This is a genomic window from Caenimonas sedimenti (genome assembly GCF_007833165.1).
GTDB lineage: Bacteria > Pseudomonadota > Gammaproteobacteria > Burkholderiales > Burkholderiaceae_C > Ramlibacter > Ramlibacter sedimenti.
On record NZ_VOBQ01000016.1, the window covers coordinates 82,736 to 105,457 of the forward strand.

18 protein-coding genes are annotated in these 22,722 nt (G+C 68.9%); 2 read left to right on the forward strand and 16 right to left on the reverse strand.

Annotated features, from left to right (window positions below; translation table 11 throughout):
- Positions 1–5: 5 nt before the first annotated feature.
- From nusB to ribD, 11 genes are all read right to left on the reverse strand, one after another.
- Positions 6–494 (reverse strand): transcription antitermination factor NusB, encoded by a 489-nt coding sequence (gene nusB / locus FN976_RS20265; protein ID WP_349291392.1) that lies wholly within the window; start codon positions 492–494, stop codon positions 6–8.
- A gap of 118 nt (positions 495–612) precedes the next feature.
- The gene (gene ribH, locus FN976_RS20270) at positions 613–1,077 is read right to left on the reverse strand and encodes a 6,7-dimethyl-8-ribityllumazine synthase (protein WP_145894886.1); all 465 of its coding nucleotides are present in this window, start codon (positions 1,075–1,077) and stop codon (positions 613–615) included.
- 7 nt (positions 1,078–1,084) lie between these two features.
- A complete protein-coding gene (gene ribBA, locus FN976_RS20275) occupies positions 1,085–2,233 on the reverse strand; it encodes a bifunctional 3,4-dihydroxy-2-butanone-4-phosphate synthase/GTP cyclohydrolase II (protein ID WP_145894887.1) in 1,149 nt (382 codons plus the stop codon).
- A complete protein-coding gene (locus FN976_RS20280) occupies positions 2,230–2,877 on the reverse strand; it encodes a riboflavin synthase (protein ID WP_145894888.1) in 648 nt (215 codons plus the stop codon). The genes ribBA and FN976_RS20280 overlap by 4 nt, the downstream gene beginning before the upstream one ends.
- Positions 2,878–2,950: 73 nt before the next feature.
- Positions 2,951–3,415 carry a type IV pilin protein gene (locus FN976_RS20285; RefSeq protein WP_186511044.1) on the reverse strand — a complete coding sequence of 155 codons (465 nt, stop codon included), beginning with the start codon at positions 3,413–3,415 and terminating at the stop codon, positions 2,951–2,953.
- Between the two features lie 35 nt (positions 3,416–3,450).
- Positions 3,451–7,578, reverse strand: coding sequence for a pilus assembly protein (locus FN976_RS20290; RefSeq protein WP_145894889.1), 4,128 nt, complete (start codon positions 7,576–7,578; stop codon positions 3,451–3,453).
- Positions 7,579–7,589: 11 nt separating this feature from the next.
- A complete protein-coding gene (locus tag FN976_RS20295) occupies positions 7,590–8,186 on the reverse strand; it encodes a pilus assembly PilX family protein (RefSeq protein WP_145894890.1) in 597 nt (198 codons plus the stop codon).
- A 14-nt stretch (positions 8,187–8,200) separates the two neighbouring features.
- Positions 8,201–9,175: a PilW family protein gene (locus FN976_RS20300; protein WP_145894891.1), complete on the reverse strand. Its 975-nt coding sequence runs from the start codon at positions 9,173–9,175 to the stop codon at positions 8,201–8,203.
- Positions 9,176–9,183: 8 nt separating this feature from the next.
- Positions 9,184–9,744: a type IV pilus modification protein PilV gene (gene pilV, locus FN976_RS20305; protein ID WP_145894892.1), complete on the reverse strand. Its 561-nt coding sequence runs from the start codon at positions 9,742–9,744 to the stop codon at positions 9,184–9,186.
- On the reverse strand, positions 9,741–10,319 hold the full coding sequence (locus FN976_RS20310) for a GspH/FimT family pseudopilin (protein ID WP_145894893.1): 579 nt from the start codon (positions 10,317–10,319) through the stop codon (positions 9,741–9,743). Before FN976_RS20310 ends, pilV begins: the two co-directional genes overlap by 4 nt.
- Before the next feature lie 81 nt (positions 10,320–10,400).
- Complete coding sequence (gene ribD, locus FN976_RS20315) at positions 10,401–11,528, reverse strand: bifunctional diaminohydroxyphosphoribosylaminopyrimidine deaminase/5-amino-6-(5-phosphoribosylamino)uracil reductase RibD (protein WP_145894894.1); 1,128 nt, start codon at positions 11,526–11,528, stop codon at positions 10,401–10,403.
- 71 nt (positions 11,529–11,599) lie between these two features.
- On the opposite strand from ribD, the gene FN976_RS20320 reads away from it, so the two are divergent.
- Positions 11,600–12,166: a GspH/FimT family pseudopilin gene (locus FN976_RS20320; protein WP_145894979.1), complete on the forward strand. Its 567-nt coding sequence runs from the start codon at positions 11,600–11,602 to the stop codon at positions 12,164–12,166.
- Here the strand turns inward: FN976_RS20320 and nrdR are convergent.
- The 3 genes from nrdR to FN976_RS20335 form a co-directional block, all read right to left on the reverse strand.
- Positions 12,163–12,612: a transcriptional regulator NrdR gene (gene nrdR, locus FN976_RS20325; RefSeq protein WP_145894895.1), complete on the reverse strand. Its 450-nt coding sequence runs from the start codon at positions 12,610–12,612 to the stop codon at positions 12,163–12,165. The two genes, FN976_RS20320 and nrdR, sit on opposite strands and share 4 nt — an antisense overlap.
- 3 nt (positions 12,613–12,615) lie before the next feature.
- A complete protein-coding gene (gene glyA / locus FN976_RS20330) occupies positions 12,616–13,860 on the reverse strand; it encodes a serine hydroxymethyltransferase (protein WP_145894896.1) in 1,245 nt (414 codons plus the stop codon).
- Positions 13,861–14,091: 231 nt separating this feature from the next.
- Positions 14,092–14,922 (reverse strand): lytic transglycosylase domain-containing protein, encoded by an 831-nt coding sequence (locus tag FN976_RS20335; RefSeq protein ID WP_145894897.1) that lies wholly within the window; start codon positions 14,920–14,922, stop codon positions 14,092–14,094.
- 955 nt (positions 14,923–15,877) lie between these two features.
- On the opposite strand from FN976_RS20335, the gene FN976_RS20340 reads away from it, so the two are divergent.
- Positions 15,878–18,838: a DUF349 domain-containing protein gene (locus FN976_RS20340; protein WP_432417879.1), complete on the forward strand. Its 2,961-nt coding sequence runs from the start codon at positions 15,878–15,880 to the stop codon at positions 18,836–18,838.
- Here FN976_RS20340 and FN976_RS20345 read toward each other — a convergent pair.
- Entirely contained in the window at positions 18,832–20,718 is a 1,887-nt protein-coding gene (locus FN976_RS20345; RefSeq protein ID WP_145894898.1) for a reverse transcriptase family protein, read from the reverse strand. The two genes, FN976_RS20340 and FN976_RS20345, sit on opposite strands and share 7 nt — an antisense overlap.
- Positions 20,719–21,019: 301 nt before the next feature.
- A complete protein-coding gene (locus FN976_RS20350; protein WP_145894899.1) occupies positions 21,020–22,717 on the reverse strand; it encodes an SWIM zinc finger family protein in 1,698 nt (565 codons plus the stop codon).
- Positions 22,718–22,722: the final 5 nt, after the last annotated feature.

Below are 22,722 nucleotides of genomic sequence, written 5' to 3' on the forward strand. Positions count from 1 at the left end.
CGGCCTCAGGCGCGGGCCTTGCCGCTGGCGCGGTCGGCTTCGACCTCGGCCGCGCGCAATTGCGGGGCGATGCCGTTGAGCACCGCGTTCACGTACTTGTGGCCGTCGGTGCCCCCGAAATCCTTGGCGAGCTCGATGCATTCGTTGAGCACCACGCGCCAGGGCACTTCAGCCACGTGCCGCAATTCGTAGGCACCGATCCACATCACGGCGCGCTCGATCGGGGAGATCTCCTGCAGCTTGCGGTCGAGCAGCGGCACGATCAGCGCGTCGAGTTCGGCCGCCTCCTTGATGCAGCCATGCAGCAGCGCGTCGTAGTGCACCGAATCCGCCTTGTGGAAGCCGGAGAGGCCGCGCGTGAACTGGTCGATGGACTCCGGGTCCTGCCCGCCCACCAGGTGCTGGTAGAGGGCCTGCAGCGCGAATTCACGGGCGCGGCTGCGCGCCGGCTTGGCGGACGACTTGCGTGTGACGGGGGCCTTTTCGGCACTCATTTCTGTTGTCCATGAGGCGCGAGCAGCCATTCCAGGGTACCCGCGGAACCGGCTTTGCCGGGCCGCTGGGTGCGCCCCCTTGAGGGGGAGGCGCCGAAGGCGCGTCGGGGGTGGGCTTTCATCCAAGTTCGTCCAGCAGGTTGGCCATCTCGACCGCCACCCGGGCGGCGTCGCGCCCCTTCTCGGTCTGGCGGGCGACGGCCTGTTCCATGTTTTCCGTGGTGATGATGGCGTTGGCGATGGGCAGCTGGTAGTCGAGCGACACGCGCGTCACGCCGGAGGCCGACTCGTTGGCGACCAGCTCGAAGTGGTAGGTCTCGCCGCGGATGATGCAGCCCAGGGCGATCAGGGCGTCGTAGCCGCCTTTTTCGGCCATGGCCTGCAGCGCCACGGGCACCTCCAGCGCGCCGGGGACCAGCACGTGGTCGATTTCCTTGGCGTCGACGCCCAGCGCCACCAGCTCCGCCTTGCACGACTCGGCCAGGGTGTTGGTGATGCTTTCGTTGAAGCGCGCCTGGACGATGCCGATGACCAGCTCGCTGCCGTCCAGCCGATCGGCCTTGCCTTTTTCTGCTCCGAACATGGGTTCCTCAGGATGGGTGGGATTCGGTCTCGGCCCCGGGCCCGATGTGGCCCACGACCTCCAGGCCGTAGCCCGTCATGCTGGGCATGCGCCGCGGCGTGCCCATGAGATTCATGCGCTGCACGCCGCAGTCGCGCAGGATCTGCGCGCCGATGCCGTAGGTGCGAAGGTCCATGCGGCCGCGCTCAGGCGCCTGGGCCGCGCGGGCCGTGCCTTCGAACTGCTCCAACAGCTGCTGCGCGCTTTCGCCGCAGTTCAGGAGCACCGCGACGCCGCGGCCGGCGGCGGCGATGTGCTTGAGGCTGGCATCGAGGCTCCACGAGTGCATGGGCCGCGCGAGCTCGAGGGCATCCAGCACCGAAAGCGGTTCGTGCACGCGCACCGGCACGACCTCGTGTGGCTGCCACTGGCCCTTGACCAGCGCGAGATGCAGCCCCGCGCTCGGCTTGTCACGCCAGGCGTGCACCGCGAATTCGCCGTAGGCCGTGACCAGGGGACGCTGGCCGAGTTTCTCGACCAGGCTCTCGTTGCGGCTGCGGTAGCCGATCAGGTCGGCGATGGTGCCGATCTTCAGGCCGTGTTCGGCGGCGAAGAGCTGGAGGTCGGGCAGGCGCGCCATGGTGCCGTCGTCCTTCATGATCTCGCAGATCACGGCGGCGGGCGTGCAGCCCGCCATGGCGGCGAGATCGCAGCCCGCTTCGGTATGGCCCGCGCGCATCAGCACGCCGCCGTCCACCGCCTGCAGCGGGAAGATGTGGCCGGGCTGCACCAGGTCCTGCGGGCGCGCGTCGCGCGCCACCGCCGCCTGCACCGTGCGTGCCCGGTCGGCCGCGGAGATGCCCGTGGTGACGCCTTCGGCGGCTTCGATGGACACCGTGAACGCCGTGCCCATCTTCGTGCCGTTGCGCGCCACCATGGGCGGCAGCTGCAGGCGCTCGCAACGCTCGCGCGTCAGGGTCAGGCAGATCAGGCCGCGGCCGAAGCGCGCCATGAAGTTGATGGCTTCCGGCGTCACATGCTCGGCCGCGAGCACCAGGTCGCCTTCATTCTCGCGGTCTTCCTCGTCCACCAGGATCACCATGCGGCCCGAGCGCATGTCGGCCACGATGTCCTGCACCGGAGACACGGCCACGGGTGTGGGCTGACGCGCGTTCATGCGGCGGCGGCCATCTGGGGGACCGCCACGCCGGCCGTGAGCATGCGCTCCACGTAGCGGGCGATCAGGTCGATCTCCAGGTTGACGCGGCTGCCGGCGGCGAGCGCGTGCAAGGCGGTGTTCTGCACGGTATGGGGAATGAGGTTGATGCTGAGCTCCGCGCCTTCGGCGGTGTCGGTCACTCGGTTGACGGTGAGGCTCACGCCGTTGACGGTGACCGAGCCCTTGTAGGCCAGGTACCGGGCGAGTGACGCCGGCGCAAGGATCGCGAGTTCCCAGCTCTCGCCGACCGGGGCCAACCGGAGCACGCGGCCGACCCCGTCGACGTGGCCCGAAACCAGGTGGCCGCCCAGCCGGTCCTGCGGACGCAGCGCTTTCTCGAGGTTGACCGGGCCGGGCTCGGCCAGTCCGGCCGTCTTGTCCAGGGATTCGGCGGAAATGTCGATGGTGAACACGCCGGCCCCGCTGTCGGATGAGGTGACCGTCATGCAGGCTCCGTTGAGCGCGATGCTGTCGCCCAGGCCGACGTCGTCGAGGTAGCCGGCGGGCGCCTCGATGCGCAGGCGCTTGCCGTGCTGCGAGGAGCTGCCGAGGTCGTCGATGGCGGCGATGCGCCCCACGCCCGTGATGATGCCGGTGAACATGCCGGCATTTTCGCAGGAAAGGGAAGAAGGGTCCCGCAGGACCCTTCTTGTCGTCAGCAAGCGCCGTGGCGCTTCACTTCCAGCAATCGTCGCGGCTCTTGGTGGCGTTTTCGACGCCTCGGATGCCGGCGGAGGTGATGGTGTAGGTGCCGCAGGGGTCGGTCGCCATCTTCCGGCCGGCGACCGGCACCATCTTCAGCGTGTAGCCCGTCGCCGTGAAAAGCGTGGTGTCCTCGCTCAACTGGTAAAGCGCGGTGGTGTCGGGCGGCGACTGTTTCAGGTTGCTCGGGATGGCGCCGGCAACCGGGTTGCCGCCCCGGTCCGTCGCATAGTTGTCATTCGCCGAATAAAAACGTTGCATGAACTGCGCGACCTGCATCAGCTGCGTGCGGGCCTCGGCGCGATGGCCGCGCGCGACGTAGCTGGTGTAGGAGGGCAGGGCCACCGCGGCGAGCATCGCGACGATCGCAACCACGATCATCAGCTCGATCAACGTGAAGCCCCCGGCGGCCGAGCGCGCGTGTCTGGTGTGAAGCATGGTGTTGGGCATTCTATGGAGCATCGGAACGCATCCTAGCGGAGGAACAGCTGGCGCCACTGGCGGCGGACCGGGTTGGAGGGAGTGACGGTCGGCGGATCGCAGACGGCACCCCGGATGGCCCTGCAACGCACGTCCAGCTTCTCGTCGTCGGTGGTCGACTGGATGGAGACATCGACCCCGGCATTCTGGCCGCCGCCGCCGCCGACGATGCTGCTGTCGCCGCCATGGACCACGCCTTCGTCGCCATAGGTCTTGCCGCCGGTCGCGCCCTCATTGCTGACGCTGCCGCCGCTGCCGCTGGCGTTGCTCAGCACCCGGGTGATGTTGCGGCCATCCGCCGATGTCTGCACCCCGCTCGCGAGCGAATCGGATGCGTCCACGGTGCCGTCCTGGTTGGTGTCCAGGACCGGGGCGGCCGGGCCGGCGCCATCGAGCGCGTCGATGAGGTAGGTATACCCCGTTCCGCCGGTGGCATTGGCGCACGGGTCCAGCGACACGTTGGCCGGTGAGATGGCGTCGGCAACCAGGAAGCGGCCCAGCAGGTTTTCCATCGGGTACACGACCCGTTGACCCGCCGTGTTCAGGTGGATCCGCCAGCCCCGCTTGGCGCTGGCGCCGCTGTAGGCGACCGGGTTGGTCGACAGCGTGAAGAACGTCTTGCCTCCCGATGTGGTGCTCGTGATCGTCTGGGTGACCAGCAGGCTGCTGTCGGTCAGGACCGAGCCGGCCGGAATCGTCGGGGCATTGAAGGGCAGCTTGTCCCAGACGCCGTAGATGTATTGCGCGTCCGTGTTGGTGATGTCGCTGACTTCGTAGAACTTGCCGGTGCCGAAAGTGACCATGTAGCCGGTCGAGGGCTCCGTCGAACCCAGCATGGGCAGCGCATACACCGAAGGCGGCGCGGTGATCGGCTGCGTGGCGCCGGCCTTGAACAGCGGCGCCCCACCCAGGTCAACGGCCCAGCCTGCACTGGTGGCCGTGCTGAGGTTGAACTTCCACATGTTGCCCAGCAGGTCGCCGGCGTAGACACCGATGATCTGGCGTTGGGCATTGCGGACAATGCGAACCCCGCCCAAGCCGTTGCGTTGCCCGGCCGCGCATGAAGCCTGCGATCCGCCGGCCTGGTTGGGGGGCGTGAGTTCCGCCATCTTCGCGCCAGTCGCCAGGTTCACGATGAACAGGCTGGCGCGGCAGGACTTGCTCTCGTAGCCGTTGCCGAAGATGGCGACCCAGTCGCCGCTCACCGTGACGCCGGCGACGACGTCGTGCAGCATGTAACCCAGGTTCTCGAAGGCGGTGCCCTGGGTGGAACTGACCTCCCAGGCGACGCTGGAGGTGCCCAGGCTCGTGACGGACGAGTTGATCGTCGTCACGTCGATGGCGAAAACACTCGTGCGCGGGCTGGTGCCCACGCCCGGGGCGACACCGGGCACCGAAGCCGCGCCGGCGCCGGCGCCCGTGGAGCCCAGCACCAGGTTGCGCCAGCCTCCGCGACTGGGGAGGTACGCATCGGTTTCGGCGATCGGACCGTCCACGTAGTATTGGTGCACGTAGGTCTTGCTGGACAGGTTCATCAGCTTCGGCAGCACGGCGTAGGGCACGAACGCGAACACTTCCGCGCCGCCCGGCGTCAGCTGCGTACCGGCGGCGTTATAGGTGCCGTCCCGGAACGCGTGCAGCATGCCGTCGTTGGCACCGACGAACAGCACGCCCTCCGGGCGAGCCTTCTTGAGGGTGACGTGGGTGCGATAGCTGTCGTAGCCCGTCACCGTGGCGGGCAGCTTCTCGTAGTTGAGGTCCACAGCATCTTTCACCAGCACCGGCGTCGAGTTGATGATGTCGCCGAGCTTGGTATCGCGCGCCCTGTACAGCGCGTTCGCCGTGGGCGTCGTCGGCCGGTCTTCGTACGTGGCGTCGCCGCGCAGGTAATCGATCAGCTGAGGCGTCACGTCGGCCGCAAGGCCGATCTGGTCGCGCAGGGTCGAGCCCATGGGCGTGTACTTGAATTCCACCGCCCGGGCGGCGCCGACGGTCGTGACGTTGTTGCCGACGGCGATGTTGCGGCTGCCATGCGCGGGAATCTTGGAGCTCCAGGTCTTGGTGCCTGCGTCGTACGTCTCCACTTGCCAGGCCGGCAAGCCGACCGTCGCGCCGAGGTTGTTCAGGCTGTGGGCGGTGATGTTGCCGGTCCACTTGCCGGTGTTGTATTCGGGCTCGTACTTCCGGGTGCCTTGCGAAATGGAGATGGACGAGATGGCCACGCCAGCCTGCGTGCCTTCCTGCCCACCGATCTCGGTCATGATCTGCGTGACGGCCCGCTCCAGTTCCTCCGTGGTCTTCGCATTCAGCAGCTTGCCCCGGCCGTTGACCGTGGCGTGCCACATGTCGTCGATGGACGTCACGGAGTTCATCGCCGGCGCGTTCGGCCAGACCAGCGGATCGCTGGCGGTCGACAGTTTCTGCAGGTTCGCATCAGTCACGGGGATCGTGCCTTCGACGCCGAGGCCGATGGCGAAGAAGTTCATGTGCTGCCAGTTCGCATCCGGATCCGTCGTCGTGGCACGGACAGTGTTCGGCAGATCGTTCCGGAGGTCGGACAGCCAGTATTTCATGGCGACGTCGGCGAACGTGTTCGCGCGTGCCGCGCCGCTCTTGGTGTCCGCGTAGGGCGGAGCCGGTGTGTACGTGCGGGCGGGGCTTGAACCCGGGACCGGGTTGAGGGCGGTGGAATCCCAGTCGCCAATGCTGAGCGAGCTGTCCGCGTTGTAGTAGCCGTCCGTCATCAGGAAGGTGTACGCACGGCGGCAGGAGGCGTGACTGTTGGCCGCGCCGGTCGTGCTGTTCGTCGTGCCGGTCTGGGCCACCGACCTGGCGTTGGTGGTGGTGCCGGCGGGGGTGTTGCCCCAGGGACCGTCGTTGTCCTTCCGCTGGAAATACATGCCGGCCCGGTTGACGGCCAGCCGGTTTTGCGTGCCATTGTTCGAACCCGAGTTCACGCCATACAGCCAGGTGAAGAACTGTTCCTTGACCGAGCCGGTGCCGCTGGTGTACTTGCGCACGCCGGCGTCCAGGTCTCCGGCATCCAGCGTGTTGAGCTTGGCCCAGCCAAGCCGGAAGCTGTCGGTGAGGGGCTGGAAGGCCAGCCCGATGCCGGTCCTGGCCAGCTTGATCCGGTTCGAGTGGTACAGCTGCCAGTTCGCGTAGTTCTGCCGCTCCTCTGTCCAGGTGCAGTGCTGCGTGGAGAGTACGCAGTCCGTGCGGGCCGCGAACTTGGGGAATGTGCCTTGAACGGCCGGTGTGAGCGGATTGCTGACCGACGTGGCACTGGCCGTGTTGGGGTAGAGGAGGGCCAGGTTGGCGCCGGCGGCCAGGGCGGCTGGGTCCGGCCTGAAGCCAGGCTCGAAGTAGTCGGTCCTTTCCAGGGCCGTGAAGGTCTTGTCCCACCGGCCGTTGACGCGGCCGGCAGTGGTCGTGTAGCCGGTATTGGTCGTCGTACCGCACGTGGCCTGGACCCGGACCGAGCTGGGATAGTTGCTGCCGGGGTTGACGACCGTGATCCGGACCCTGGATGTGTCGCCGGCAATCCGCGCGGCAGTGAACGTGGCGCCGGTACCGCCGCCCGCCGTGCCAGCCTGCACCGTGGCGGTGCAAGTGGAGCTTCCAGGAAACGTATTGGCGCTTCTGTCGAAAACACCGAAGATGCCGGTGGTTCCTGCCGTGAGCCTGGCCGTGTGGAAGTAGACCTTGAAGGACGTGTTGCTCGCATTCAACGCACCCGCGGCCTTCGGCGAGCCATCGGCGTTCACCTGGAGCGCGTATCTCACGCGGGGATCGTAGTACATCAGGTTGACGTCGGGGGACTGGCCCCAGAGCGTGGTCTGCGGCTGGGTCCAGACGCATCCGGCATCAGTCGGGTCGTTGCACTCCGCATCGTTGTTCGGGCCGCGCACGCCCTGGTAACCCACGGTGGTGCCGGAGCCATACTGGTACATCATCGTCGAGGCCATGGAGCCCGAATCGTCCAGGATGAACAGGATGTTGGGCTCCACGGTGCCGGAACGGGACAGCAGCGGGTCCTGCGCCATCTGGGCGTGGAGACCGAAGGTCGCCCCGGTCATCGCCGCCACGGCGAGAGAGAGCTTGAGCTTGTGTTGCCACATGATAGGGTGCCTCAGTCGAGTTCGAGGATGGATTGGAGGAACACTTCGGTGCCGGAAGGCCGGCCCGGGGTGGCGCTGCGGACGTCGGGGCCGAAGCCGCGCGCGGTGATGATGTAGCTGCGGGTGGAGCTGACCGCGGTATTGGCCAGGTTGGTGACCTGCATGCGTTCGACGAGGCACTCCGGCCGCCGTTCGAACGTCTTCAGGGTCGCCGAAAAATTCACATCGGTCGAGTCCACCGGGTAGAGGGCGGCGTGTTTGGGACTGGCGTCCCAGACGACCGCCGTATTCGTGTACAGCGGTGGGGTGCTCACCCCCTGGATCGTCATGGCCACGCCGTCCGCATTCGTCGGCAGCGGGGTCGCCGACTGCACATTGGCGAGGACCGCCTGCTCGCAGACGCGCAATGCGATTTCCGCCGACTGGTTGGCGAGTTCGGTGAAGCGGACGTTGCCCGTGACCTTCTCGCTGGACGTCGCGTTGCGCACGCTCATCGCCGCGAGCAGCGAGATCACGACCAGCATGATCATCGCGACGATCAGGACAATCCCGCGCTGACGCGCGGGCGTGGGGCGTCGTGCCGGGGGGCGGGGTGGACTTTGGTTCATGGTGGGGTCCGGCGTCAGCTGACGCGGTTGCGCAAGACCACGGTGGTGGAATACGCGCGCCGCAGGCGAAGATCGGTCTTGGTGGCGTTGGGGGTGCTGCTGCCGCTGCAGTCGTGGTAGCGCTGCGACGTGGTGTCGGAGACGATGGGCTCGGCGCTGCGCACGATGATGCAGATGCGCACCGTCACCACCTTGGCCCACTTCGTGGGACCGTCCGTCGCCGGGGTCGTCACGGGCATGCTCCAGTTGTTCAGCTCGGTCGCCGTCATGTACCCGCCCAGCCGCAGATCGGTCACGACGGCCGGGTCATTCAGCGTGCCGTAGCGGATGTGCATCTCCTCGACGTTCTCGACCAGCGCCTGGGCGGTCGAGCCGGTCGCGTTGCCCTTGCAGAAGAGGGAGGGGACGCCCGCGGAATCGGCGATGTAGAACTTGTTTTCGGCGACGCGGAACGCCGGCTGGGGGGCCGCGAGAACCACGGACGCGCCGGTCCACATTTTCACGCCCACGGCGTTGGTCGTCGGCACCTCGTTGCCGAGGCAATCGGTCGGGTTGCCCCCGGTGCTCCTCACCGTGTTGAACGCATCGGCTTCGTACGCCACCGCCACTGCGTCCGAGCCGGTGCCCGAGCAGGCAAGCGCCGTCATCGCCACCGCGGGGTCGGTGAAGGTCGAGTCGCAGCCGCGAATCGCGTAGCCCGTCGGGGTGGCGGCTCCCACCGGCCCGAACACGGGGTTGCGCGGCGTGTCGGTCGCGTAGTTCGGCTGCCGGGGGTTGGCGCCGGCCATCCGCAGCTGCTGCGTCAGCATGTTCAGGGCGGCCTGGGCGTCCTCGTTCATCCGGCCCTGCGCTTCCGCCACCCGGCTTGCGCTGGACGCCCCGAGATAGGCCGACATCACCGCGACCATCAGCACCAGGCCGATGGTGAGGGACACCAGGAGTTCGATCAGCGAGAGGCCCCGCTGGCGCTTCATGAAGGAAGGTTGCATGGGGCGGCTCACAGGCGGAACTTGATGTGGATGCACCGTGGCTGCACGACTGCACTGAGCCCGGTGGGACACTCATCGTTCGCGGCGCCATCCAGCCCGGCGAACGTCGATGGTTCCTGCCAGAGCACCCAGAGATCACCCTCAGCGGCCGTGCATATCGTCGGCCCACCGGGGCAGGTCACCTGGAAGCCCGCGCTTTCCAGCGAATCGCTGCCCGCCAGGGTCCGCCGGAGTTCGGCGGTGGTCTGGTACTTGTCGTAATTGGCGAGGCCGGAGGCCGTGCAATTCGGGAAAGCGCATTCGGCGACGGGGGCCACGGTCGCCTCGTAGTTCTCCGCTTGCGAATAGTTGCCGGCCCGGAAGCCCGCCACATTGGCCCGCATGCGTTCGACATGGCTCGCCGCGAGCATCATGGCCGTGGCCCGGTTGCCCGACATCTTGGGCAGCTGGATCGCGTACGCCATCATGCCGCCGAGCGCGAGCATGCCGAAGGACAGGATCAGGACGGTGACCAGCACCTCGAGCAGCGTGGCGCCGGACTGGCGGCGCGAAAGGAATGGTGTTTTCATTCGTTGTTCGTCCCACAGCTGGTGGTGCCGTCACCGGCGATCCTGGAGCGCCCACCGGCGCTCACGCAGATCACGCGCTTCAGCTTGTCGTCGTAATTGCTGCCGCCGAAATTCAGGCGCGCGTTGGCGCTTTCCATGAGGCGGCCGGTGGCCGCGAAGCGGAACATGGTGGAGTTGTTGGCGTCCGCGTTCTCGAGCACGGCGTCGACGCCGGAGAGCGGGGCCTGCACCCGCAGCACGGGGTCTCCCGCCGTCCAGGTGTTCGATGCGTCCCGGTCATGGAAGATCACCCATCCGGTCGCCCAACCCTTGCCGCCGCTGGTGCTGGCGTTGGCCGCGCAGGTGGGCGTGGCGTTCTCGGGGTCGTCGCTGCGGCACAAGATCACCCGCCCGCCCAGGCGGACCGCCTCGCTGCGGGCATACCGCATGTCCGAAGTGAAGGTGTTGACGCCGGTCGACATCGAGTTCGCCAGGATCATCCGCCGGAACGATGGCGCCGCCAGCGACAGGAGGATCGCGGCGATGGCCAGCGTCATGAGCAGTTCGACGAGAGTGATACCACGCTGTCTTTTCATGGGCGGAGTATCTGTGCCCGGTCGGGGCCGGCCAATTCCCAACGGACGGATGGCGGACTTCTGCCGACCGGCGGCGGGCCCTCAGGCGGGCGCCGGGCGCCGCCTGGCACGCAGCCGCAAGTCCGGGCCCACGCGCGTGGCCTCCTGGAAGTCGAAGGCCTGGGCTTGCCGCAGGTCGGCCAGCGGCGCCAGGTCCGCCAGCGGACGCCCGGGCCCCAGGAGCAGCGGCGCCACATACAGCAGCATTTCGTCCACGAGTCCTTCCCGCAGCAGCGAGGCGTTCAGCTTGTGCCCGGCTTCCACATGCAGCTCGTTGATCTCCCTGGCGGCCAGGTCGCGCAGCAATGCGGCCAGATCGACCTTGCCGTTGGGACCCGGCATCAGGACGACCTCGGCGCCCCGGTCGCGCAGCGGCCCGGCCCGCCCGGCGTCTTCATGCGCGCCGTACACCAGCACCGCCCGGTCAGGCACGCGTAGCAGCGTCGCGGAGACCGGCAGCTGCAGGCGGCTGTCGACGACCACCAGCATCGGCTGCCTGGTGGCCGCGACTTCGCGCACGTCGAGGCGCGGATCGTCCTCCAGGACAGTCCCGATGCCGGTGAGGACGGCGCCCGCGCGGGCGCGCCAGGCATGGCCGTCGGCCCGGGCGGCCGGCGAGGTGATCCACTTGCTGGCGCCGTTCTCCAGCGCGGTGGTTCCGTCGAGGGAGGCGGCGACCTTCAATCGCACCCAGGGCCGCCCGCGCTGCATGCGGCTGAAGAAGCCGATGTTCAATTCTCGCGACTCCGCCGCGCCGGGGCCGGTGACGACTTCAATGCCGGCCGCGCGCAACCGGGCGAACCCGGCACCCGCCACCAGCGGGTTCGGATCTTCCAGCGCCGCCACCACCCGGCCGATGCCGGCGGCGGCGAGCGCGTCGCAGCAGGGGCCGGTGCGGCCCTGGTGCGAGCACGGCTCCAGCGTCACGTACGCCGTGGCGCCGGCCACCGCCCGGCCGGCCGCCGCGGCGTCGCGCAGCGCCATCACTTCAGCATGGGGACCGCCACGCACCTGCGTGTGGCCCTCCCCGAGGATCGTCACGCCGTCCGCCGCGACCAGCACGCAGCCCACGCGCGGGTTCGGCTCCGACAGGCCGACGGCCAAGCGCGCCAGGCCAAGCGCGCGGCCCATGAAAGCGTCGGTGGTGTTCTCGCTCACGTTGCGCTCCATCACTTTCTCACCGGAACCGCCGGTTCTATTTGGCTCTTCAAGAGGCGTGCGCAGGACTAAATTTTCCACGCATGAACACACCCAACCCCACCCCCCTGCGCCCCCGCGACCGCGGGCTCTCCCTGGTCGAACTGCTGGTGACGCTGGCCATCGCCGCATTGATGATGGGCATGGCCGCACCCTCCATGGCCGCCATCATGAACTCGTCGAAACTCGCGTCGACCTCCAACACCTTCCTGGCCGGCCTGCGCCTGGCGCGCAGCGAGGCGATCCGGCGCGGCGGGCGCGTGGCGATGTGCAAATCTTCCGACGGCGTCCACTGTGCCGACGCCGGCGGCTGGGAACAGGGCTGGATCATCTTCCACGATCCGAACGGCAACAGCGTGGTCGATCCGGAGGAACGCCTGATCCAGCGCATCGAGGCGCCGGACCCCGGCGTGGTCCTCACCGGGACGCCGAGCGTCGCGCGGGCCATCACCTTCATGGGCAACGGCCGCAACCGCACGATGGCGGGCGGCATGCAGGCCGGGACGCTGACGCTGTGCAACAAGCGGGATGCCGGCGGGCCCGGCCGGCGGATCGTCATCTCGAGCGGTGGCCGCGCGCGGGTGCAGCCGCTCGCCAACTGCATCTCCTAGCGCCGGATCTCGTCCACCACGGTCTTGAACTCGTCGACGTCCTCGAAGCTGCGGTAGACGCTGGCGAAGCGCACATAAGCGACCTTGTCCAGCTTCTTCAGCTCGCGCATGACGAGCTCCCCGATGCGCGAGCTGGGGAGTTCGCGCACGCCCAGCATCAGCAGCTTCTCCTCGATGCGTTCGACGGCGCCGTCGATCTGCTCGGTGCTCACCGGGCGCTTGCGCAGCGCCAGGTTCATCGAGGCCAGCAGCTTGGCGCGTTCGTACTCGATGCGCCGGCCATCCTTCTTGACGATGGTCGGGAAGTTGACGTCCGGGCGCTCGTAGGTGGTGAAGCGCTTCTCGCAGCCGCCGCACTGGCGGCGGCGGCGGATGAAGTCCCCGTCCTCCGCCACGCGTGTCTCGACCACCTGGGTCTCGGCGTGGCTGCAGAAGGGGCACCGCATGGATTACTTGTAGACCGGGAAGCGGCGGGTGAGGGCGTTGACCTGCTCGCGCACCGCGGCGATGTTCGCCGCATCGCGCGGCTTGTCGAGCACGTCGGCCACCAGGTTCGCGGTCATGCGCGCTTCTTCTTCCTTGAAGCCGCGCGTGGTCAGGGCCGGCGTGCCGATGCGAACGCCGCTGGTGACCATCGGCTTCTCGGGGTCGTTCGGGATCGCGTTCTTGTTGATGGTCATGTGGGCGTCGCCCAGCACGGCCTCGGCTTCCTTGCCGGTGATGCCCTTGGCGCGCAGGTCGACCAGCATCACGTGGCTCTCGGTGCGGCCGCTCACGATGCGCAGGCCCCGCTGCACCAGCGTCTCGGCCACCACCTGGGCGTTCTTCACCACCTGCTGCTGGTAGATCTTGAACTCCGGCGCCAGGGCTTCCTTGAAGGCGACGGCCTTGGCGGCGATCACGTGCATCAGCGGGCCGCCCTGCAGGCCGGGGAAGATGGCGCTGTTGATCGCCTTCTCGTGCTCGGGCTTCATCAGGATGAAGCCGCCGCGCGGGCCGCGCAGGCTCTTGTGGGTGGTGGATGTCACCACGTCGGCATGCGGCACCGGGTTGGGGTAGACGCCGGCGGCGATCAGCCCGGCGTAATGGGCCATGTCGACCATGAAGATGGCGCCGACGTCCTTGGCGACCTTGGCGAAGCGCTCGAAGTCGATTCGCAGGGAATAGGCCGAGGCGCCGGCGATGATCAGCTTGGGCTTGTGCTCGTGGGCCTTGCGCTCCATGGCCTCGTAGTCGATGGCTTCGTCCTTGTCCAGGCCGTAGCTCACCACGTTGAACCACTTGCCGCTCATGTTCAGCGGCATGCCGTGGGTCAGGTGGCCGCCTTCGGCCAGGCTCATGCCCATGATGGTGTCGCCGGGCTTCAGGAAGGCCAGGAACACGGCTTCGTTGGCCTGCGCGCCCGAATGCGCCTGCACGTTGGCGGCTTCCGCGCCGAACAGCTTCTTGATGCGTTCCAGCGCCAGCGTTTCGGCGATGTCCACGAATTCGCAGCCGCCGTAATAGCGCTTGCCGGGGTAGCCCTCGGCATATTTGTTGGTGAGTTGGGTGCCCTGGGCGGCCATGACGGCCGGGGAGGCGTAGTTCTCGCTCGCGATCAGCTCGATGTGCTCTTCCTGGCGGCGGTTCTCCGACTGGATGGCGGCAAAGAGCTCGGGATCGGCTTGCTCGACGAGGATGTTGCGTTGGTACATGGCGGCAGTCCTTTGACGAAAGGTCCTTGCGAGAGGTTCCGGGGACGGTTCCACGCAAGGCTGCCCAGGCGAACGGCTGAACGCTGCGGCCCCCGGCTGGATGGCTGCGGCGGTACGCTTCCCAGTGGTTGGGCGGAAGCGCGCGGCTTCCGCTTTGGTTCCACGTCAGTGCCCGGGCCGCCAGGGGGCGGGAGACACCTATCGCCAGTCGCGTACGAAGTGGAGTTTAGCTCAGGAAACGACAGCCACCGGCATCGGGGCCGCCTCTTCCGCCGGCAGGGCGGGGGCGGCGGGGGCCGGCGGCACGACGGTGCGCAAAGGCGCCGGGGATGTGAGGGGCACGGCACGCCCGGCGGCCACGGCCTGCAGCCTGGCGTGTTCGGCCAGGACCTTGTCCGCATAGCCGCCGTCCTCCGGCAGGTTGGCGGCGCCCACGTACCAGCGGAGCCCGGCATTCACCGAGCCGGCGCGCTGGATGCATTCCTGCAGCACCTTCACGCCCACCCGGAGGTTGGTCACGGGGTCGAAGGCCGCGAGCTTGCCGCCGAAGTTCTCATACTTGTCGCTGTGGATGCCGGTCATGACCTGCATCAGGCCCTGGGCCCCGACCGGGCTCTGGGCGAACGGGTTGAAGCCGGACTCGACGGCCATCACCGCCAGGATCAGCGTGGGGTCGAGCTTGGTCTTGGCGCCGATCTCGTAGGCCTCCGCCACCAGCGCGCCCAGGGGTTCGGGCGCGACGCGGTACTTCTTGCTGAGCCAGTAAGCGACGGCGGCCTGCTGCTTGGGCAGGTCTTTCGGGTTCAGCGCGGTCGCGCGCTCGATGGCGTCGGGTTCCGGCACCAGACCGCCCAGGTTCTGCACGTGGCGCTCGCGCAGCCAGCCCATGAGCTGCGCCTCGCCGGCCTGGCGCAGGTCCGGGCGGGCGAAGAGGGTGAGCACGGCAAACACGGTGGCCAGCCCCACGAGGGCGAAGCCGTTGTGCGTGACTTCGAAGAATCCTTGGGCGACGTCGGAGACGAACGTCTGCACGCCCTTGGCCAATTGTCCTAGCGCTGTCATAGCACTTCCTTTCTACGCGGGAGCCCGTTCATGCGTGCCGCGTTTGGCGGCATCGGCACTTCCGGGCTCCTCGTTTGGATTGGTACGCCATCGATCCGCATGGGTCCCTGCGGGGACCATCACCACGTTTCGACTTCGCCGGGTTCGGCAGCGGGTTCGGGTTGTCCCTAGTGCAATTGCCAGAGACGGGCGGATTCTAGGAGCCCGTCTCATACCAGGTCAAGAATAACAACCAGACCAAATGAATCCAAAATTACATAAGGCGGAGATAATTTACGACGCCGGTGTGCGATTGGTCCGTCGGAATGGGCCTCTGCCGCTTGTAGTCAAAAGCCTGACAAGCGTTGCATCTGCTCTCATTGATGTAGCGTCGAAGCGAGAACAGCATTGGGCCAGATACGGAAAAAGGGGTCTGTCCAGCGCGGCAACAAGCGCCAGCGGAGTCGCGCCGGGCCGTCGCGCCTCTGCCGTTTGTCGGCTCGCCGGCCGGCCGATTGGACGAGCCTGCCTAACCGGAGGCGCCGTCAGGCTTTAGCGCCTCCTGGCGCCCTGTGTCAATGCAACCGCGCCAATCGCGTCAGCGCCAATCATTGAAAAGTCGGATTTGAAATGGGCGCCGGCCTCACCTAACTTCTCCATGCCCGGAGTTTCCGGGCGCCAGCCGGTAGGGCCACTTCGGTGGTAGCCCCGGCCCCACTTGGAAGCAATCTTTGCTTCCGGCGCACCGCGGACATCGACCTCCGTGGTGCGAACCCAGACGGCAGCGACCACGGGGTCGGCCGTCAGCCCGGCAGGAGGCTTTGCCCCCTGTCCGGGCTTTCTCATTTGTGCCGCCCGCATCCCTGTTTCCACCCGCGCGACTTTTCGCGGCGAGAATATCGCCCTTGCCCCCGTCAGGGGGCTTTCCATTCCTCCCCGCCTGGGGGGCTTTCGTTCATCCGAAGAATTCCTGCCCGTGAGCACCGTGAAAACCCAAGATACCCAGTCGCTGGACACCCTGACCGGCGGCGCCTTTTCCGCGCCGACCTCCGGCGAGCGCGCCGCGCGCGTGCGTGACTGGCTGGCCACCGATCCGAGCCATGAACAGATGCTGGAGGTGTTCCGCGAACTGAGCACCCGCGACAAGGGCGCGGCGCGCGCCCTGCGCGAGAAGCTCGACGAGATCAAGCGGGCCAAGGGCCAGGAGGTGATTGCCGCCGAATGGGCCGAGAAGGCCGCGGCGCTGTTGGCGCAGCCGCGGGTGAACATCGCCGACGCGATGGCCTGGCAGCGTGACGCGGCCAAGGCCGGGGCGCCGCTGAGCCGGGAGCCCCTGGCCTCGGTGAAGGCGCAGCTGGCCGAACGCATCAAGGGCATCGAAGACCTGCAGCACCGGGTGCAGGTCCAGCGCGAAGCCGCCGTGCTGCTCGCGCAGCGCATCGAGATCCTGTCCACCAAATCCTGGCGCGATGCGCAGGCGGCCGCCGAGTCGCTGGGCAACGACGTGCCGGAATGGCAGCGCCAGGCGCAGGAACTCCTGGGCGACCCCAATTGGGCGAGCGTGGACCCGAAATTCCCGCCGCTGCTGGAGGCTTCGCGCGCCCAGTTGCAGGCGGTTTGGGAGGCCTTCGGCAGCGCCCTGGCCCAAGCCGTGAGCGCCGCCGAAAATCCTGCGGCAGCCCTGCCGCCCGTTCCGGTGTGGGCCGAGGAACTGCGCCAGGCGCGTGGCGGGCCGGCCGATGCCGCACCTGCGCGGCCGCCCAAGCCCAAGGTCGATCCCGAGCTGCGTTCCCGCGCCAACGAAGCGGTGCGCGCCGCTCTCGCCCGGCTGGAGCAAGAGGTGGGCGAGGGCCACGGCAAGGCCAGCGCGGGCGCGGCCGCGGCCTTGCGCGGAGCGTTGAAGGACCACGGGCGCCTGGTGGACGACAAGCTGGAAGCCCAGGCCCATGCGGCGCTGGGCGCCGCCACCGAACTCGAAGGCTGGCAGCGCTGGCGCGCCGACCAGTTGCGCCAGGAGCTGGTCGCCCAGGCGGAGGCGCTGTTCGAGCAGCCTGCCGCGCCGAAGCCGCCGCGCCCTGCGCGCAAGCCGCGCGTCGCGCCCGGCACCGTGCCGGCGGCGGAAGCGACTGCCGCTGGGACAGCCGAGGTTGCCGCTCCGGACGGCGATGCGGCCTCGACGGCAACCACCGCCGGAACGGTCACGGCGGGAGACGCCGCCGCTCCGGCCCCAGTCGCCGAAGCCGCCGCGCCTGCGGCCGAAGAAGCGGGAATGGCCGCCACGCCGGAAGCATCCGCATCGGAATCGCCCGTGGCTGAAGCCCAGGCACCCGCCGCGCCGGCGGCCGCGGCCGGCCCGCGCAAACCCCGCTTCGGCGGCCGCAAGATGCAGGAGACCCTGCGCAACCTGCGCGAGCAGTGGAAGCAGGTCGACCAGGGTGGTCCGCCCAACCACGCCTTGTGGAAGCGCTTCGACGAAGCCTGCAACGAGGCCTACAAGGTGGTGCAGGAATGGCTGGACAAGGTCAAGAGCGAGGCCGCCGAGCACAAGGCGACGCGCCTGGCGCTGCTGGCCGAAGTGCGGGCCTGGGCCGAAGCGAATCCCGCGCCCCAGGGCGGCGACTGGAAGGGCTTCAGCCGCGCGCTGCACCAGTTCGGCGACCGCTGGCGCGAAGCGGGGCACCTGAGCGAGAAGGCCTTCGCCGAGATGCAGGCGCAGTGGAAAGAGGCCATCGGCCTCGCCGCCGCGCCGCTGGATGCCGCGCAGAAGCAGAGCGTCGAGCGCCGCCACGCCATGATCGAAGAGGCCCGCCTGCTGGGCGAGGCGCCCATGCTGCGCATCGATGCCGTGAAGAGCCTGCAGCAGCGCTGGCAGCACGAAGCGCAATCCGTACCGCTGGACCGCAAGTTCGAACAGAAGCTGTGGGACAGCTTCCGCAAGCCGATCGACGATGCGTTCAACCGCAAGACCGAGGAGCGCGAAAAGGCTGCGTCGGCGATGAGCGACCGCGACCGCACCGTGCTGGATGCCTCGCGCGCGCTGGATGAAGCCACGCGCAGCGGCGACTCGGCCAAGATCCGGGCCGCGATGACGGCGCTGGACAAGGCGCTGCGCGACGACGGCAAGGCGGCGGCGGCCCCCGCCGCGTCCGCCGCGCCGGCCAAGGCGCCGGCGGCGGAAGGCGGCGCGCCCGCGGAAGCCGTTGCCGGTGCTGAAACAGCCGAAGCGGGTGAGCCGGCTGCGGCCGCCGATGCCGGCGAAGCCAGCCCGGCCCCCGCGCCGGCCGCACCGCCCAAGGCCCCACCGAAGCCCGTCGTGGCCATGCGCGCAGGCGACGACCGCCCGGGCGCGCGCCGGCCCGACGCGGCCGCGGCGGCCCGGCCCGGCAAGTTCGATCCGCGCCGCGGACCGCCTGGCCGGGGTGATGCCCGCGGCCGACCGGACGACCGCCGGCCGCCGCGTGACTTCGAGGACCGCGGCCCGCGCCTGGGTGACGCGGCTTTCCGGGCGCAGCGCGACGCGCTGGAGCACGCGCAACTGGCGCTGCGCAAGCTGGCCGCGCAGGCGCACGGCGAGGCGCTGACGCAATTGATGGCCGCCTGGGAGCACCGCAACGCCGAAGAAGTGCCTGGCGTGCAGGAACTGGGCCGGGCCGTGACGCCCGCCGTTCGCACGGGCTGGCTGCAGGCGCTGGCCAAGCCGCCGGCCGGCGACGCCGCGCAGACGCTGTTGCGGCTGGAAATCGCCGCCGACGTGCCGACGCCCGCCGAACACATCACCGCGCGTCGCGCATTGCAGCTCCAGCTGCTGACGCGCCGCAACGATCCGGCGCCGCACGAAACCTGGGGCGCGGATGTCGGCAAGGTCCTCGCGACGGCCTACGACGCCGGCGTGGCCCGCCGGCTGCAGAACGCGGTGAAGGCCCTGCTACGTCAATAGCGATGGCGCCAGAAGCCCTGGATGACGACGGACGCCAGGAACACGATCAGCATCCCCAGCAGGAACCGCGGCCAGCCCTGGCGCCGCTGCGCCAGCGACCAGCCGAACCACGCCGCGCCGCCCATGAAGACGAGGCTGCTGCGGGTGGCGGAGGCGAACCAGAGCACGAAGAACAGCTGGAAGCCGAAGCGCCACCAGGAGATCGGGATCTCCGGTGGTGTCGTGAACGGGCCCGGCCCGGCGCCGGCGGCGCGTTCTCCGCGTGCCGGCTGCGCAGCGGCCCGCGCCTCGTCGCGCCGGCGTGCCCGGCGCTCGGCCCGTTCCGCCTTCTTCTGTTCCTGCGTCAGTTGCAACTGAGGCGCCGCCTTGGCGGCAGGCGACCACCAGGCCCGGTCGCCGGGGCGCATGGGCGCCTGGCCCGCCGCTGCCCTTTGGCGGAAAGCCGCGCCACTTCCGGCGGCAGCCAGCGTGTGGGGTGACCGTACCAGCATGCGTGCCTGCGCCACCAGGGGCGCGCCCTGCCGCGCGTTCACGCTGCGCACGAACTGCGCATGGCCCTGCAACTGGCCGGCATTGGCCGGCGCACCTTCCCAATGGGCCTGGGCCACCCCTGATTTCTGCGCACGGTGCAATGCCGCGCGCAACCTGCGCCGCGAGCTCCGCGCGACCGAGGGCTCCCGGTTCACCACCACGCCGGTCACCTCCTGCCGGGCGCCCGAGCGCATCACCCGCTGCTTGTCCGGGTGGGGCGTGAAGCCCTCGTCGTGCAGGATGTGGTGCACCTGGCGCAGCAACCGCCCCACCGATGCCGAGCCCTCGGGGGGCGCCGAGAAGGTCAGGTCGTCCGCGTAGCGTGTGTAGGCGAAGCCGAAGCGCCCGGCCAATCCCTGCAGGCGGCGGTCCAGCTTGCGGCAAAGAACATTGGTCAGCATCGGGCTGGTCGGCGCGCCCTGCGGCAGTGTCCTGTCCCGGCCCTTGCGGCCGACGAAGAAGAGTTCGCCGTCCACCACCAGTTCGTCCGCGGGGTTCTCGCTGCACAGGAGGGCCAGCACGGTGGCGACGTCTTCGCCGTAACCCAGCCCGCGGAAGACGCCGCGGATGCGCGGGAACGCAACGCCGGGGAAGAAGTCCTTGAGGTCCAGGTTGATCACGACGGCCTGGCCGCAGTGCGGCGCCGCGTTGCTGGTGATGGAGCGGCCGGGCACGAAGCCGTGCGCCGCGGCATGGACCGGCACGCGCGCCAGGATGTTGTCCAGCACCCAGTACTGCGCGCGCTTCAGGCGGGGCATCGGCGCGGAGATGGTCCGTTCGCCACCGGTCTTCTTGGGCAGGCGGAAGCGGCGGTAGTGGCTGGTGCGCGCGACTTCGCGATGGAAGCCGAGGAACTTCAGTTCGGCGAGCGGGACGCCCATGGCGGTGGCCAGCTGCAGCGGTGTCTCGAACAGCGGGAGCCCGTGGCGGGCGAGGCGTTCGGGCCGGACGGCGGCATGGCCCGGATAAAGCCCGGCGGACACCTGGTCGCCGAGGTACGCGATCTCCTGCCCCGAGCGCTCGTGCCAGCGCAGCGCGTTGTCGAGGCGGCGCTGCTCGCGCGCCTGCGCGTTCGCTTCGCGTCGCGCTCGGGCCTCGGCCATGCGCTCCTTGCGCATCTGCTTCAGCGCGCTTTCCGGGTCGGTGCGCGTGCCGAGCTGCGAGCGGACCTGCTCCAGTGCCTTCGCGAGTTCGACTTCGCGCTGGATCATCGCCTCTTCGACCGTGGGGGCGCCGCTGCCCGCGGGCCAGAAGCCCAGGCGCTGCATCTCCTCGAGAATGACGGCGTCCTTGCTGGACTTGCGCAGGCGCTCGAGCAGTTCGGCGCGGGTGGGTTGCGGGGCGCTCATCGCGCGCCTCCCAGGCGGCGGTCGGGAGGGAAAGGTGAGTGCGGTGCGCTTCTCGTCGAAGAGCCCGCAGGGCTTGTGGCACGGGGGCTGTCCACTCGACGGCGCACGCTCTCCGGTGCGCCAATGTGCTTTTCGGAAGCCACACCGGCATTGCGCACCGGAGGGTGTGCGCCACAGTGAAGACGGCACCCGTGATGCATGGAAAGGCAAGCTGCATGGGCGACGAAACATCGCCCGGGTTGCAAGAGCCTGCGCACCGCACTCGCGCGCAGTGTACCCGCTGCGGATGAGCTTCGGACGATCATGCCGCCTCCTGTGCAGGCGCCTGCAGGCGTTCGGCATCCAGCCGCGGCTGCGCGACCATGCGCAACGCCAGCATGTGGGCGCAGGGACCCAGGCGCAGCTTGTTCTGCTGGTAGAAGTTGCAGCCGCATTCGCCTTCGCGCAGTTGTTCGTCCGCGTCCAGCGCGAGGCGCGGCGCGTATTCGGCCTTCGCTTCGCGTACCGTGCCGGTGATCAGGATGCGGCCGTCCGCGCGCTCGAGGTTCCCGATGCGTGTGCCCTTGGCCTGGGCGAGCGGCAAGGCGCGCTCCTCCTCGGGGCTGGCGAAACGCAGTTGGGCCAGGGGCAAGGGCTCGCGCGCCAGTTCGCGCCAGGCGAAGCGCTGCGCCGGCAGGTCGAACACCGCGCGGCCCGCCTGCACCCACAGGCCGAGCGCGGCGCGCACGTCTGCGGGCGGCAGCCCGGTGCGCGCGGCCAGCTCCTGCGGCGTTGCCAGCCACTGCGCCTGCAGCGCGGTGGCGACGGCCTGCTTGACCGGGTCGCTCACCTCGTGGCGCGGCTGCAGCAGATGGAAGCGCCCGGCGCCCGACCAGTCGTTGGCCGTCCAGCCCGAAAGCCCCAGCGTGACGCTGATCTCGCCCATCTCCACCACCCAGAAGCTGGGCATGCCGGAGCCGAGCAGGTGCACGCGCACCCGCGTGGCGAGCGCGATCAGCCGTTCCAGGGTGAGCAGGCGCCGCCGGCCCCACACCCGGACCGACAGCGGCTGCGTGAGCGGTTCGCCCTCGATGCGGCTGCGGCGCGCGTCAAGCACGATGTTCCAGGGCTCGAACACCAGCCGTGCCGGCTGACCCGGTATGAGATCGAAGCGCAGCGAGCGCGGGCCCGCGCGTTCGCGGTGCTGGCGCAGCGTGGCGCAGATGCCGTGCAGGTCCATGGGATGCAGTTCGACCACCGTGGCGGGCAGCGTCATGGCGCTGGACACCTGCAGGAAGCCACGCACCCAGCTGTCGGGCAGCTCGATCTTCTCTTCGTGGAACGCCGGGTCGTTACCGGTGGCGACGGTGAACCCCGCGGGATCCACGGTGAACCGCGTGGCCTTGTAGTCGCGGATCTTCTGGAATTCCTCGTGGAGGCTGGCGGAATAGTCGATGTTGGTCGTGCCGCAGGCCATCTCGCCGGTGCGCTCGAAAACCTCGTGGCCGACGCTCACCGCGCAATAGCTCGATTCGTCCTGGCTGAACGCCTCGAACAGCAGGCGCTGCGGGTGCACGGTGATCACCGGGTCCAGCACGAACCAGGCGTCGCGGTTGGCCATGTAGAGCCAGTCGAAGTACTTGCGCTGGGCCTTGTAGAAGGGCTGCAGCAGTTCGCTTTTCTTCGCGCGCAGCGCCTTCAGTTCGTCCGCCAGCTGCTGCGCCTGGGCCTTCAGCTTGCCGACGCCGGCCATGTAGGCGGCGAGCAGCGCGGATTCATTCGCCGCCAGCCAGGTCTTGTAGGCCTCGGGGTCGCGGCCGCGGTAGCGTGCATCGCTGACCACCACTTCGTGCAACGCGGAAAGCGCTTCGCGAAAGCGCAGGCTGGCGACGGTGTCGCTGCGCAAGGTGCCTTCGAAATAGGTCGGCGGACGCAGCGTGTCCGGCGCGAACCGGAAGGACTGGTCCCGCGCGCTGTCATCGACCGTGGTCGCGCCGTAGTACTTGTAGCGGAATTCCATGTCTG

Bases quoted from the DNA above. Each gene is read 5' to 3' on its own strand.
- nusB (WP_349291392.1), bottom strand. From the start codon at position 494: ATGAGTGCCGAAAAGGCCCCCGTCACACGCAAGTCGTCCGCCAAGCCG.
- ribH (WP_145894886.1), bottom strand. From the start codon at position 1,077: ATGTTCGGAGCAGAAAAAGGCAAGGCCGATCGGCTGGACGGCAGCGAG.
- ribBA (WP_145894887.1), bottom strand. From the start codon at position 2,233: ATGAACGCGCGTCAGCCCACACCCGTGGCCGTGTCTCCGGTGCAGGAC.
- FN976_RS20280 (WP_145894888.1), bottom strand. From the start codon at position 2,877: ATGTTCACCGGCATCATCACGGGCGTGGGGCGCATCGCCGCCATCGAC.
- FN976_RS20285 (WP_186511044.1), bottom strand. From the start codon at position 3,415: ATGCTTCACACCAGACACGCGCGCTCGGCCGCCGGGGGCTTCACGTTG.
- FN976_RS20290 (WP_145894889.1), bottom strand. From the start codon at position 7,578: ATGTGGCAACACAAGCTCAAGCTCTCTCTCGCCGTGGCGGCGATGACC.
- FN976_RS20295 (WP_145894890.1), bottom strand. From the start codon at position 8,186: ATGAACCAAAGTCCACCCCGCCCCCCGGCACGACGCCCCACGCCCGCG.
- FN976_RS20300 (WP_145894891.1), bottom strand. From the start codon at position 9,175: ATGCAACCTTCCTTCATGAAGCGCCAGCGGGGCCTCTCGCTGATCGAA.
- pilV (WP_145894892.1), bottom strand. From the start codon at position 9,744: ATGAAAACACCATTCCTTTCGCGCCGCCAGTCCGGCGCCACGCTGCTC.
- FN976_RS20310 (WP_145894893.1), bottom strand. From the start codon at position 10,319: ATGAAAAGACAGCGTGGTATCACTCTCGTCGAACTGCTCATGACGCTG.
- ribD (WP_145894894.1), bottom strand. From the start codon at position 11,528: ATGGAGCGCAACGTGAGCGAGAACACCACCGACGCTTTCATGGGCCGC.
- FN976_RS20320 (WP_145894979.1), top strand. From the start codon at position 11,600: ATGAACACACCCAACCCCACCCCCCTGCGCCCCCGCGACCGCGGGCTC.
- nrdR (WP_145894895.1), bottom strand. From the start codon at position 12,612: ATGCGGTGCCCCTTCTGCAGCCACGCCGAGACCCAGGTGGTCGAGACA.
- glyA (WP_145894896.1), bottom strand. From the start codon at position 13,860: ATGTACCAACGCAACATCCTCGTCGAGCAAGCCGATCCCGAGCTCTTT.
- FN976_RS20335 (WP_145894897.1), bottom strand. From the start codon at position 14,922: ATGACAGCGCTAGGACAATTGGCCAAGGGCGTGCAGACGTTCGTCTCC.
- FN976_RS20345 (WP_145894898.1), bottom strand. From the start codon at position 20,718: ATGAGCGCCCCGCAACCCACCCGCGCCGAACTGCTCGAGCGCCTGCGC.
- FN976_RS20350 (WP_145894899.1), bottom strand. From the start codon at position 22,717: ATGGAATTCCGCTACAAGTACTACGGCGCGACCACGGTCGATGACAGC.